The sequence below is a fragment of the Kitasatospora cathayae genome, assembly GCF_027627435.1.
Taxonomy (GTDB): domain Bacteria; phylum Actinomycetota; class Actinomycetes; order Streptomycetales; family Streptomycetaceae; genus Kitasatospora; species Kitasatospora cathayae.
The window spans coordinates 364,987-377,492 of record NZ_CP115450.1 but is presented as its reverse complement, the minus strand read 5'-3'; the positions used below and the strand labels follow the sequence as shown (position 1 = coordinate 377,492).

Below are 12,506 nucleotides of genomic sequence, written 5' to 3'. Positions count from 1 at the left end.
GGGAGTGCCTTTCACGCGTTGCGGAAGGTCTGGCGCTGGGTGCCGAGGCCGTCGATGGTCAGCTCGACGCTGTCGCCCGCGCGCAGGTAGGGGGTGCCGGGCAGGCCCAGGGCCACGCCGGCCGGGGTGCCGGTGTTGATGACGTCGCCGGGGCGCAGCACCATGTACTGGCTCAGGTACCAGACCAGGTAGTGGACGTCGAAGACCATGTTCTTGGTGCTGCCGTCCTGGCGCGGCTCGCCGTTGACGGTCAGGCGCAGTCCCAGGTCCTGCGGGTCGCCCGCCTCGTCCGGGGTGACCAGCCAGGGGCCGAGCGGGTTGAAGCTCTCGCACGACTTGCCGATGTCCCACTGGGCGGAGAACTCCAGCTGGAACTCCCGCTCGGAGACGTCGTTGCTGATGGCGTAACCCCCGATGCACCCCGCCGCCTCCGCCGGGTCGGCGAGGTAGCGGGCCTCCCGGCCGATGACGACGGCGAGTTCCACCTCCCAGTCGGTCTTCACCGAGCCGCGCGGGATCAGCACGGAGTCGAAGGGGCCGACGACGGTGGACGGGTCCTTCATGAAGACCACCGGCCGCTCGGGAACGGCCGCCCCGGTCTCCTCGGCGTGGTCGCGGTAGTTGAGGCCGATGCAGACCACCTTGCCCGGACGGGCGAGGGGCGCCCCGACCCGCAGGCCGGTCGGGTCCAGGGCGGGCAGCGAACCTACCGCCAGGGCGGCCCGGACGCGGCCGATCCCACCGGAGGCGAGGAAGGCGCCGTCGATGTCGTCGGTCAGGCCCGTGAGGGCGAAGGTCGCGCCGTCCTTGCCGCGGACCGCCGGAGTCTCCGCTCCGGGTTCGCCGAGTCGCAGCAGCTTCATCTGGTGGCTCCTATCAACACATCGGATGTATCCGCGGTGCCATGACCATACGAGGACAGTCTCGGGCCTCGCAAGGATTCCTCCGATGTTTACCCGTCGAATAGCTCGACGGTGCAGGTCGAGAGGTCGGTGAGTCAGCGGTCTGACCGCTTCGCTGACCGGGAATCACGGGTTGGGAATCGTCCGAGCTTTCCTCTTGTCAGTCGGATACCCGGCTCGTAGAGTCCTCGGCACCACAAGCCATCCGATGTCTTCTGCCGGATGCCCGGTCGCTTTCTCTGTGATCCGCCTCCCACCCCGCCCCGCAAGGGCGCCGGCCTTCCCAGCCAAGGAGACCAGCAATGAAGCTCCACTCCTCCAGAATCGCGGCCACGGCCGCCACCGTGGCCGTCCTGGCGGGGTTCGCCACGGCCTGCAACCGCGGCAGCGACTCGACCTCCGCCGGATCCGGCGGCGGCAAGGCGGCCATCGGCATCGACCTGCCCCGTGCGGACTCCGACTTCTGGAACTCCTACGCGCAGTACGTCAAGCAGGACGCCTCCTCCCAGGGGCTGAACACCCTGCCGGTCAGCAACTCGCAGAACGACGTGACCAAGCTGGCCGCCAACGTCCAGGTCTTCCAGAACACCGGCGCCAAGGCCGTCGTCATGGCTCCGCAGGACACCGGCGCGATCGCCTCCACCCTCGACCAGCTGGCCGCCAAGAAGATCCCCGTCATCAGCGTCGACACCCGTCCCGACAAGGGCGACGTCTACATGGTGGTCCGCGCCGACAACAAGGCCTACGGCACCAAGGCCTGCGAATTCCTCGGGAAGCAGCTCGGCGGCAAGGGCAAGGTCGCCGAACTCCAGGGCGCGCTGAGCTCCATCAACGGCCGCGACCGCTCCGAGGCCTTCGCCGCCTGCATGAAGGAGAAGTTCCCCGACATCCAGGTGATCGAGCTGGCCACCGACTGGAAGGGGGACGTCGCCTCCGCGAAGCTCCAGTCCACGCTGGCCGCCAACGCCGACCTCGGCGGCATCTACCTGCAGGCCGGCGGCGCCTTCCTCCAGCCGACCCTCGCCCTGCTCCAGCAGAAGGGCCTGCTCAAGCCGGCCGGCCGGCCGGGGCACATCGCCATCGTCTCCAACGACGGCATCCCGCAGGAGTTCGACGCCATCCGCAAGGGCGACATCGACGCCACCGTCTCCCAGCCCGCCGACCTCTACGCCAAGTACGCGCTCAGCTACGCGCAGGCCGCCACCGAGGGCAAGACCTTCCAGCCCGGCCCCACCGACCACCAGTCCACCATCATCTCCCTGCCCAACGGCCTGGAGGACCAGCTCCCCGCGCCACTGGTGACCAAGGACAACGTCGACGACAAGTCCCTCTGGGGCAACAACGTCGGCAAGTGACCAGAGCCCCCGTGAGTGGGCCGGCGGAGCCCTGACCGAAGCCGCCCCCTCATGGGGCCCATGGAGAGGACACGCCGCCATGGCGGACCCCAGCCCCGTCCGGGGCCCCGTCGTCGAGGCCGACGGGATCAGCAAGCGCTTCGGCGCCACCGTCGCGCTCAGCGACGCCCGCATCTCCGTCGCCCCCGGCGAGGCACACGCCCTGGTCGGCCGGAACGGAGCGGGCAAATCCACCCTCGTCTCGATCCTCACCGGACTGCAGAACCCCGACACCGGCACCCTGCGCTTCGACGGCGAACCCGCCCCCGCCCGCGGCGACACCGACGCCTGGCGCTCCCGGGTCGCCTGCGTCTACCAGCGCTCCACCGTCATCCCGGCGCTGACCGTCGCCGAGAACCTGTTCTTGAACAGACACCGCCCGGACCGGCAGAGCTCCGGTGCGCTGCGTCCGATCAGCTGGAAGCGACTGCGTTCGCGCGCCGGCGAACTGCTCGCCGAGTACGGCGTGGACGTCGATCCGACGGCCCGCGCCGAGGACCTCACCGTCGAGCAGCGCCAGTTCGTGGAGATCGCCCGGGCGCTGTCCTTCGGCGCCCGCTTCATCATCCTGGACGAGCCCACCGCCAAGCTCGACGCCCGCGGCATCGGCCGGCTCTTCGAGAAACTGCACGAGCTGCAACGCCAGGGCGTGGCCTTCCTGTTCATCTCGCACCACCTCCAGGAGGTCTACGAGCTCTGCAGCACCGTCACGGTCTACCGCGACGCCCGGCACATCGTCACCGCCCCGGTCGCCGACCTCGACCAGCAGGCCCTGGTGGAGGCGATGACCGGCGAGACCTCCCGCGGCACCGAGCCCAGCTGGTCGGTGACCGGCCGAGCGCTCCCGGAGGGCCCGCCGCTGCTCGACGTCACCGGCCTCAGCCTGGCCGGCCACTACCACGACATCGACCTGACCGCCCGCCCCGGCGAGGTGGTCGGCCTGGCCGGAGCCGCCGCCAGCGGAAACGTGCAGCTCGGCGAGACCCTCGCGGGCCTGCACCGACCGCAGGCCGGGACGGTCAGCGTCGCCGGGCGCCCGGTGCGCACCGGAAAGGTGCCCGCCGCACTCGCGGCCGGCATCGGCTTCGTCCCCGAGGACCGGCACGTCCAGGGCCTGGTGCCCCAGCGCAGCGTCGCGGAGAACGCCACCCTCACCGTCACCGACCAGCTCGGCCCGTTCGGCACCGTCCTGCCCTCGCGAACCCGTGCCTTCGCCCGGCGCATGATCGACGACCTCGACATCAAGACCCCCGGACCGGCCACCCCGGTCGCCGCGCTGTCCGGCGGCAACCAGCAGAAGGTCGTCATCGCCCGCGCGCTCGCCACCCGGCCCCACGTCCTGGTCGCCATCCGCCCGACCAACGGCGTCGACATCAAGTCCAAGGAGTCACTGCTCGGCGCCGTCCGCCAGGTCGCCGACGACGGCAGGACCGCCCTGATCGTCTCCGACGAACTCGATGACCTGCGGGTCTGCGATCGCGTGCTGGCCATGTTCCACGGCCGCGTCGTCGCCGAGTTCGACGCCGGCTGGAGCGATGAACACCTGGTCGCGGCCATGGAGGGCATGACCGGCCCGACCCACCCGAAGGAAAACCATGACTCCCACCACTGAGCTCCCCGACCTTCCCGGCGCGGCGGTCGCCGCCCGCGCCGGTCGCCGCTTCGACCTCGCCCGTTACCGCGACCTGTCGCTCGTCCCGGTCCTGCTGGTGCTCGGCGTCATCGGCTTCATCGTCTCGCCCGCCTTCCTCACCTCCGACAACCTCCTCGGCGTCGGCCAGCAAGCCACCGAGCTGAGCCTGCTGGTCCTCGCCGAGGCGCTCATCCTGATCGCCGGGCGGATGGACCTCTCCCTGGAGTCCACCATCGGCGTCGCCCCGGTGATCGCCGTCTGGCTGGTCCTGCCCGACCACGGCGCCCGCTTCAACGGCCTCGGACTGTTCCCCGAGTGGAGCGCCATCCCCTTGTGCCTGCTGGTCGGCGCGCTCATCGGCGCGATCAACGGCTTCCTCATCCTCAAGCTGCGCCTCAACGGCTTCATCGTCACCCTCGGCGCGCTCACGCTGCTCCGCGGCCTCCAAGTCGCCGTCTCCCAGGGCCAGTCCATCGTCAACGTGCCCGAGTCCTTCCGCTACCTCGGCGGCGCGAGCTGGCTCGGCGTCCCGGCCGCGATCTGGATCTGCGCCCTGCTCTTCCTCGTCGGCGGCTGCGCCCTCGCCTGGCTGCGGCACGGCCGCGCCCTCTACGCGATCGGCGGCAACGCGGAGGCCGCCCGGGCGGCGGGCATCCGCGTCGACCGGATCGTCTGGGCCGTGCTGACCCTCGGCGGCCTGCTCGCGGCCTTCGCCGGCATCCTCTACACCGGCCACTACGGCTCGATCTCCGCGGACCAGGGCAACGGCTGGATCTTCCAGGTCTTCGCCGCCACGGTCATCGGCGGCGTCAGCCTCAACGGGGGCCGCGGCACCCTCTTCGGGGCCCTCACCGGCGTCCTCACGCTCCAGCTCGTGGTCAACGTGATGACCCTCGCCGGCGTCCCGCCGCTGTGGAACCAGTTCCTCAACGGCGCGATCATCATCATCGCGCTGATCATCTCCCGCTACGCCTCCGGCGAGAAGCAGGAGTAGCCCGAGGGCGCGGGGCCCGTCCACGCTCACCTGCCGCAGAGGGCCCTCTCGACGAGGGCCTGGTGGAGCCGGAGGGACTTCTCGGGGTCACCGTCGTCGTACACGTTGATGGACAGCGCGAACTGGCGGCTGCCGTCCGCCATGCGCAGCAGGGCGGTCGAGTAGCAGGGCGATCTTGGTGACGCTGCCGACCCAGAACCTCCCGTCGGCGCGCGCCGGCAGAGCGGTGACCAGGTCCCGGACTCCGGCCGCGCCGCGCCCAGTCGAGCCCGGAGGGCTTGCACGCCACCGCGGGTGCGGCCACCGCGACGTACTCGGCGAAGGTGCCTGCCTGCACGACGTCCTTGCGGGCGTAGGCCATCACCTCGTCCCCCGGGGCGAACTCGGGCGTGTCCGGGCCGGTGCGGGTGACCACCCCGGCCACGTCCCAGCCAGGAATGACGGGGAAGACGGTGTCCATCATGCCGTCCAGGCCGCCTGCCATGACCTTCCAGTCCACCGGGTTGACGGAGGCCGCCCGGACCTCGATCAGCACCTGTCCGGGGCCGACCTTGGGGTCGGGCACCTCGCCGTACTTCAGCCGGGAGTTGTCCGGGGCATACGAGTCGTAGGCCACCGCGCGCATGAACTGTCTTCCGAGGAAAGGGTGTTGCTGCTTCGCGCACCGCCACCGTGCGGCGGGCGGGCGGGCGTCGTCGGCAAGGCTATGCCGGGGGTGGCCGCCCGGCACGCCCGCACCGCCGTCGGAGCGGCCCCGCCGTTGTCGGTGCACCCCTTGGTGGCCGCCCGGATCGGAAAGGTTGCCGCCGTGGTCGGTCTTTCTCCGGTGGAATCAGCCGGACGTCGAGGGGGCGGACTCCCGGATCGTCAGGCGGGTGGGCAGGACGAGGGGGCTCGGGTCCTGGCCCTCGATGACCGCCACGAGCATCCGGGCCAGCTCCAGCCCGAGCGCGCGCACCGGCTGGTGCACGGTCGTCAGTGGCGGGTCGGCGTACGTGGCGTCGGCGAGGTCGTCGAAGCCGACGAGGGCGACGTCCTCGGGGACGCGTCGGCCGAGTCGGCGCAGGGCGCGCAGCGCTCCCAGCGCCATGCCGTCGTTGGCCGTGAACACCGCGTCGAGGTCCGGACGGTCCGCGAGCAGCCGCTCCATCGCGGCCTCGCCGCCGGCCTGGGTGAAGCGGCCCGGGATCACACCGGCGGGGGACAGACCGGCCAGCACCAGTGCCTCGCGGAAGCCCTGTTCACGGGCGACGGAGGCCTGGAGATCGACCTGTCCGGTGATCATCGCGATGCTCCGGCGTCCACCGCGGACCAGGTGCTCGACGGCGAGGCGGGCGCCGCCCCGGTTGTCCGGGTCCACGTACCACCGGGGCGTGCCCGTCAACGGCAGGCCGCCGAAGACCACGGGCAGGTCCGTCCGCTCGGCCAGCCGGCCCAGGGGGTCGTCGCCGCGCACCGCCATCAGCATCACGCCGTCCGCCCGCCGGGAGCTCAGGATGCGCCGCAGGCGTTCCTTGCCGCGGGGCGTGTCGGCCAGCAGCAGGACCAGGTCCAGGTCCGTCCGGTCGAGGAAGGAACCGACGCCCACGGTCACCTCGGCGAAGAACGGGTCGGCGAACAGTCCGGGTTCGGCGCTGGACACCGCCAGCACGACCGTGCCCGCGCGCCGGGTCGCCAGCGCCCGTGCGGTCGGGTTCGGCACGTAGCCGAGCTCGCGGACCGCCCGCTCCACCGCGGCGCGCTTGGCCGCGCTCACGTGCGGCACGTTGTTGATGACGCGGGAGGCCGCCGTGCGGGAGACTCCGGCCCGGGCGGCGACCTCGTCCAGAGTCGGCTGGCGTCGCGGAGACGTCTCCATCGCGATCGTCGATCCTCCTGTCGCGGGCGGGCGATTTCCCCGGACGGTGGTCCCGTGGACATCCCGTGCCCCGGGGACGGTCGGCCGACGCCGGGGCATTCGTCGGCCGGAAGCGCTTCCACACTAGGCGCGATCAGGGTCGCGCAACCTGAACATCCGTGAGTTCGCTTCTGTGGCCGCTGATTTGAGGTTGGCGCGGAGTTCATGACAGGGCCTTGACATCGGGTCGGCGCGGGCCCAATCATCCTGAGAGCTGGAAGCGCTTCCACCCCCCACTCCCGCCCCCACCAAGTGGAGGAAGCACCATGCGTCGTTCGCTCCGCAGGCTGTCCCTGCTCATGGCACCCGCGCTCACCGCCCTGCCGGCCGCGGTCCAGCCCGCAGCCGCCCAGGTCAGCACCCCCACCGCTGCGACCAGCGGCTTCTACGTGGATCCCGAATCCACCGCACAGCAGTGGCTCAACGCCAACCCCGGCGACGGCCGCGCCGCCGCCATCCGGTCGTCGATCGCCGACGTGCCGACGGCGCGCTGGTTCGGCAACTGGAGCGGCACCATCGGGACGGCGACCGGCGCCTACGTCGGCGCGGCCGCCGCCAAGGGCAAGCTGCCGATCCTGGTGGCGTACAACATCCCCGACCGGGACATCTGCGCCGGCCAGTCCGGCGGTGGCGCGGGTTCCGCGGCCGAGTACGCCACCTGGATCGCCGCCTTCGCCAGTGGCATCGGCAACCGGCCGGCCGTGGTCGTCCTCGAACCCGACGCGCTCGGCGACCAGACCTGCATGAGCGCCGACCAGATCGCCGAGCGCAACGGGATGCTGCGCAACGCCATCGCGCAGTTCAACGCCAAGGCCCCGAACACCCGGCTCTACCTGGATGCCGGGAACCCCGCCTGGATGAGCGCCGGGACCATGGCCCAGCACCTGGTCGCGGCCGGGGTGAGCGGGGCACACGGGTTCTCGCTGAACGTCTCCAACTACATCGGCACCGCGCAGAACACGGCGTACGCCAAGGCCGTCAACGCGGCCCTGCGGTCGGCGAACGGGTTCACCAAGCCGTACGTCATCGACACCAGCCGCAACGGCAACGGATCCGACGGCAACTGGTGCAACGCGGCGGGGCGCAGGATCGGCACGCCCACGCAGGTCGGCGGCGGTGCCGAGATGCTGCTGTGGATCAAGGCGCCCGGCGAGTCCGACGGCAACTGCGGCACCGGCGCGGGCTCGACGGCCGGACAGTTCCTGCCGCAGGTCGCCTACAACCTGATCTACGGCTACTGACCCGGGGAGCTGGCCGGAGGAGAAGTGAACGATCTGTTAACGCTAACAAAATCCTTTGAGGAGGCTTGGCATGTCATCATAAACTCCCAGGTCAGCGGCAATATGAGGGATCATCGGCGATGTTGACGCGCTCATGGTTCGCTCCTACGCTCCGGGCACCGGAATCCGTGGTCGTACTCCGATCGGAGCACTGATGTCCAAGCCCCGCCCCCGACTGCCCTTCGCCTGCACCGCCCTCGTGGGCGCGCTCGCCGCCGTGACCGCGCTCGGCGGCCTCATGGGTGCGCCGGTCGCGCGAGCCGCCACCGAGGTGTCGGCCGCGCAACCCGCTGCCGAGGGCGGATCGTTCTCCACGCTGACCTACAACGTCGCCGGCCTCCCGCAGGTGGTGAACAGCTCCTCCACCGAGCGGCAGAGGAGCACCACCGCCATCGGCGCCCGGCTCGCGCCGTACGACATCGTGCACGTCCAGGAGGACTTCAACTACCACGCGTTCCTGTACGCCGCCGACTCCCACCCGAACCGCACCGCGACCAGCGGTGGGGCGGGCATCGGCAGCGGCCTCAACACCCTGTCCGGCCTCGGCTACGACGGCGACGACTTCGAGCGGGTCAAGTGGAAGGACTGCCAGCTGGACTCCGGGGACTGCCTGACCCCCAAGGGCTTCACCTTCATGCGGACCCGGCTGGCCGAGGGCGTGTACGTGGACTTCTACAACCTCCACGCCAACGCGGGCACGGAGCCCGGCGACGAGGCCGCCCGCGCCGCCAACCTGGCCCAGCTCACCGGCTACATCAGGACCCACTCGGCCGGGAACGCCGTCGTCGTGATGGGTGACACCAACACCCGCTACACCCGGGCCGACGACACCATCGCCGCCTTCGCCGCCGACAACCGGCTGACCGACGCCTGGGTGCAGCTGGAGCGCGGCGGCGTGGCGCCGGCCCGCGGCGCCGACCCGCTGCTGTGCGACCAGAACGCGCCCACCGACACCTGCGAGATCGTCGACAAGGTGCTCTACCGCAGCAGCCCGCTGGTCTCGCTGACCGCCACCTCGTACGCCAACAAGCACGCCGACTTCCTGGACGGATCCGGCAAGATGCTCTCCGACCACGACCCGGTCGCCGTGGGCTTCACCTGGAGCCGGAACCCCGACTACCTGGCGAGCGAACAGTTCGGCGGCCCGCACGGCGACTTCTACGACGACATCGACCGCGTACCGGCCGGCGCCCGGGCCACCACGATCAGCCTGCGGGCGGGCAGCCGGGTCGACCAGGTCGGCCTCACCCTCGCCGACGGCACCGCCCTCACCCACGGCGGCACCGGCGGCACCGCCTCCTCGCTCACTTTGAGCAGCGGCGAGTACGTGAACTCGGCGACCCTCTGCCAGGGCTCGTACAACGGGCACACCCGCATCTTCTACGCCTCCTTCGGCACCAACCTCGGCCGCACCCTGACCGGTGGCACCACCACCGCCGACTGCGTGACCCGCACCGCGCCCGACGGCTGGCAGTTCGCCGGGTTCCAGGGACGCTCCGGCGACGAGGTCGACAAGCTCGGCTTCCTGTTCACCCGCCGCTGACCCCGGGAACGTCCCCGCACCACCCCCCCCGCACGTCCCCGGCCCGGGCCGCCACCCGGGCCGGGGATCCCCCTTTCCTCCCGCACACCGCTCCGCCCGCCAGGCGCACCACCGCAGGAAGACAGCCATGACCGACCAGCCCACCCTGAACCGCCGCCGCTTCCTGCGCCACTCCGCCGCCACCTCGGTCGGCATCCTCACCGCGCCCACCACCCTGAACCTGCCGGCCGCCCCGCAGCGGGCGGCCGCCACGCCCGCCGGTCCGGTCCAGGGCGCCGCCTTCGTGGACTCCTACGCGACCAACACGATGGCCGACCTCACCCCGAGGGGAACGCCGCCGTGCGCATCCTCACCGGGATGAACCGGGTCTGGCACACCGGCGCCTCCTGGAACGACGGCTCGCCGCTCATGGCCGACGTGCTGCGCGCCAACGTGCGCTACTGCGTGTGGACCACCACCCTGCGCACCGCGGCGCGGGCCCGGGAGGCCTTCATCTGCGACCGCCAGCACCAGAGTTACGCCGTCATCGCCGGCCTCGACCCGCTCGCCGACCTGTACCGCACGGGTGCCAAGGCCGTCACCTCGATCGCCACCGCGCCCGACTCCACCCCGCCCGCGAAGGACGACGACGCCGTTCCCGCCGGTGCGCCCGCCGGCTCCGCGCTCGGCCCCGGGGCCGTCGACTCGGAGCTGGGGCAGGTGGTCACCCGGTCAACACGCTGCGCGGGCCGTACGCCTCCGGCAACGCTCCAAGTACGCCTTCCGCTACCCGCGGCCCTGGCGCCTCAACGAGGACAGCGCGGTGGTCGACACCGGCGCCACCGACGCCCTCGGCTACCCGGTCTACGCCTCGGACGTCGTCGTCGCCCCGCAACTGCTCCGCCAGCGGAGCACCTCTCCGGTCGACGACGACGGCTTTGTGAGCGGTCACACCAACGCCTTCCACCTGTCCGCGCTGGCCCTGGCGTACGCGGTGCCCGAGCGTTCCAGGAGCTGATCACCCGGGCCTTAGAGCTCAGCCACCCGGATCACCGCCGGGATGCACTCCCCGCTCGACGTCATCGGCGGCCGGACGCTCGTCACCGCGCTCGCCGCCGCCACCCTCGCCGATCCGCGCAAATTCGTCCTCAAGGCCGCCGCCCGCAGCCAGGCGGCCGCGTACTTCCGGTCGAAGACCGGCAGCACCGCCGACACCCTGTACGCCTTCGCCCACCGGGCCGTACCGCCGACACCCCGTACGCCGAGCGCGCGGCCAACGCCGCACAGGTCACGCCGCGGCTGACGTACGTCCTGCGCCGCAGCGGCCGGAACGTCCCGATGACCGTGCCCAAGGGCGCCGAAGTCCTGCTGGAGACCCGCCTGCCCTACCTGGACGCCGCCCAGCGCCGCGAGGTGCTGCGCACCACCGCCCTGCCCTCGGGCTACGTCCTGCTGGACGGCCCGGAGATGTGGGGCCGGCTCAACCTGTTCGCCGCGGCCGACAGTTACGGCGCGTTCGAGCGGGACGTGACGGTGGAGCTGAACGCCGCCGACGGCGGGTTCCGCACGGCCGACGCCTGGCGCAACGACATCGCCGGACCAGGCGGCCTCACCAAGCGCGGCACCGGGACGCTGACCCTGATCGGCACCAACCGCTACACCGGCCCCACCGTGGTGGCGGGCGGGGTCCTCGCGGCCGGCTCCCGCGACGCCCTCGGGCGCGGCGACGTCCAGGTCCGGCGGCGGCACCCTGCGGATGGACGCCGAGCGTGGAGCCGTCCGGGTGCACGGCGACTACCTCCAGTCGCCCGCCGGGACGTGGCTGGAGCTGACGCTCCACCACTGCCACGCCCCGGCCCTGACGGTCGAGGGCCGGGTGACGCTCGGCCGCGGTGCGCAGCTCGTCCTGCGGCAGACGGACACCCTCGAGGTGGGCGAGGACGTGGTGCTGCCGGTGATCGGCGGGCGTGTGCTTCAGGGCGGCTTCGACAGCGTCACGGTCGAGGCTGCCGGGTACCGGGCGACGCCGCTGTACACCCATGACGGCCTCTCGGTGCGGCTGACCCGCTGCTGAACGCCGAACACGCCGCCGGTTAGCACCTGCGCTCAGGGCGCTCCAAGGCACGGGCTCCGCCGAGCCCGTTGTGTCGCTTGCGTTAACGCTAACATTTTTGCTTGACGGTTCAACTTCATAGCCTTTTGACTGGGTCACCTCAAGTCCGTGCATCGCTCCCACGCGTAGAGGACGCCCATGCCCCTGTACTTCATCCGCCACGGCGAATCCCAGGCCAACGAACAGAACCGCTTCGCCGGGCAGTTGGACACCCCGCTCACCGACCTCGGCGTCCGCCAGGCCGAACACGCCGCTCGGCGGGTCGCCGCGCTCGGCCTGGACCTCGACGAGGTGCACGTCTCGACCCTCGACCGGGCCCGCCGCACCGCCGACATCGTCATCGCCGGCCAGCAGCGCGGCCCCGGCCGACTGGTGGTCAGCGACGCCTTGGTGGAACGCGACTTCGGGATCTTCAGCGGCCGCAACAAGAGCCTGGTCAAGAAGAGCATCGGCTTCGCCGGCTACACCGAGGCGTTCCACTCGCACACCGGCCTTCCGCCCGGCGGAGAGAGCTGGCGGGCGATGTACGAGCGGGTCGCCGGCTACTACCGCGACGTGCTGCTGCCCGCGTCCAACGCCGGGCGCACCGTACTCGTCGTCGCCCACAAGTACATCGTGGCTCGCCGCCGCGGAGCTGCCCCCCGAGCGGTACCGCGATCTGAAGATCCCCAATGCCCGCCCCCTGACCGAGGACGACCTGCGGCGCGCGGCCGGTGCACCGGCCGCGGCCGGGCTGGTCAACGACCTCGGCGAGATCGTCGAGATCCGGCT

7 protein-coding genes and 3 pseudogenes are annotated in these 12,506 nt (G+C 71.5%); 7 read left to right on the top strand and 3 right to left on the bottom strand.

Going from position 1 to position 12,506, the window contains the following annotated elements:
- Positions 1 to 11 precede the first annotated feature (11 nt).
- On the bottom strand, positions 12 to 863 hold the full coding sequence (locus O1G21_RS01910; protein ID WP_270140160.1) for a fumarylacetoacetate hydrolase family protein: 852 nt from the start codon (positions 861 to 863) through the stop codon (positions 12 to 14).
- Positions 864 to 1,204: 341 nt separating this feature from the next.
- Between O1G21_RS01910 and O1G21_RS01905 the strand changes: the two genes are divergently transcribed.
- The 3 genes from O1G21_RS01905 (at position 1,205) to O1G21_RS01895 (ending at position 4,923) form a co-directional block, all read left to right on the top strand.
- A complete protein-coding gene (locus O1G21_RS01905) occupies positions 1,205 to 2,257 on the top strand; it encodes a sugar ABC transporter substrate-binding protein (protein ID WP_270140158.1) in 1,053 nt (350 codons plus the stop codon).
- 79 nt (positions 2,258 to 2,336) lie between these two features.
- Complete coding sequence (locus O1G21_RS01900) at positions 2,337 to 3,908, top strand: sugar ABC transporter ATP-binding protein (RefSeq protein WP_270140157.1); 1,572 nt, start codon at positions 2,337 to 2,339, stop codon at positions 3,906 to 3,908.
- Positions 3,892 to 4,923, top strand: a complete 1,032-nt coding sequence (locus tag O1G21_RS01895) for an ABC transporter permease (protein WP_270140155.1) — start codon at positions 3,892 to 3,894, stop codon at positions 4,921 to 4,923. The genes O1G21_RS01900 and O1G21_RS01895 overlap by 17 nt, the downstream gene beginning before the upstream one ends.
- Positions 4,924 to 5,218: 295 nt before the next feature.
- On the opposite strand, the pseudogene O1G21_RS41650 reads toward O1G21_RS01895, so the two are convergent.
- Together O1G21_RS41650 and O1G21_RS01885 are read right to left on the bottom strand one after the other, a co-directional pair.
- A pseudogene (locus O1G21_RS41650) lies at positions 5,219 to 5,548 on the bottom strand (alcohol dehydrogenase catalytic domain-containing protein); the annotation flags it as partial.
- A 207-nt stretch (positions 5,549 to 5,755) separates the two neighbouring features.
- The gene (locus tag O1G21_RS01885; protein ID WP_270140153.1) at positions 5,756 to 6,781 is read right to left on the bottom strand and encodes a LacI family DNA-binding transcriptional regulator; all 1,026 of its coding nucleotides are present in this window, start codon (positions 6,779 to 6,781) and stop codon (positions 5,756 to 5,758) included.
- 305 nt (positions 6,782 to 7,086) lie between these two features.
- Here O1G21_RS01885 and O1G21_RS01880 point away from each other — a divergent pair, with 305 nt between their 5' ends.
- From O1G21_RS01880 to O1G21_RS41645, 4 genes and pseudogenes are all read left to right on the top strand, one after another.
- Positions 7,087 to 8,061 (top strand): glycoside hydrolase family 6 protein, encoded by a 975-nt coding sequence (locus O1G21_RS01880; protein ID WP_270140151.1) that lies wholly within the window; start codon positions 7,087 to 7,089, stop codon positions 8,059 to 8,061.
- A 193-nt stretch (positions 8,062 to 8,254) separates the two neighbouring features.
- A complete protein-coding gene (locus O1G21_RS01875; RefSeq protein ID WP_405000574.1) occupies positions 8,255 to 9,643 on the top strand; it encodes a jacalin-like lectin in 1,389 nt (462 codons plus the stop codon).
- A gap of 127 nt (positions 9,644 to 9,770) precedes the next feature.
- Positions 9,771 to 11,696 (top strand): annotated as a pseudogene (locus O1G21_RS01870) (phosphatase PAP2 family protein).
- 177 nt (positions 11,697 to 11,873) lie between these two features.
- A pseudogene (locus O1G21_RS41645) lies at positions 11,874 to 12,335 on the top strand (histidine phosphatase family protein); the annotation flags it as partial.
- Between the last annotated feature and the right edge of the window lie 171 nt (positions 12,336 to 12,506).

Bases quoted from the DNA above. Each gene is read 5' to 3' on its own strand.
- O1G21_RS01910 (WP_270140160.1), bottom strand. From the start codon at position 863: ATGAAGCTGCTGCGACTCGGCGAACCCGGAGCGGAGACTCCGGCGGTC.
- O1G21_RS01905 (WP_270140158.1), top strand. From the start codon at position 1,205: ATGAAGCTCCACTCCTCCAGAATCGCGGCCACGGCCGCCACCGTGGCC.
- O1G21_RS01900 (WP_270140157.1), top strand. From the start codon at position 2,337: ATGGCGGACCCCAGCCCCGTCCGGGGCCCCGTCGTCGAGGCCGACGGG.
- O1G21_RS01895 (WP_270140155.1), top strand. From the start codon at position 3,892: ATGACTCCCACCACTGAGCTCCCCGACCTTCCCGGCGCGGCGGTCGCC.
- O1G21_RS01885 (WP_270140153.1), bottom strand. From the start codon at position 6,781: ATGGAGACGTCTCCGCGACGCCAGCCGACTCTGGACGAGGTCGCCGCC.
- O1G21_RS01880 (WP_270140151.1), top strand. From the start codon at position 7,087: ATGCGTCGTTCGCTCCGCAGGCTGTCCCTGCTCATGGCACCCGCGCTC.
- O1G21_RS01875 (WP_405000574.1), top strand. From the start codon at position 8,255: ATGTCCAAGCCCCGCCCCCGACTGCCCTTCGCCTGCACCGCCCTCGTG.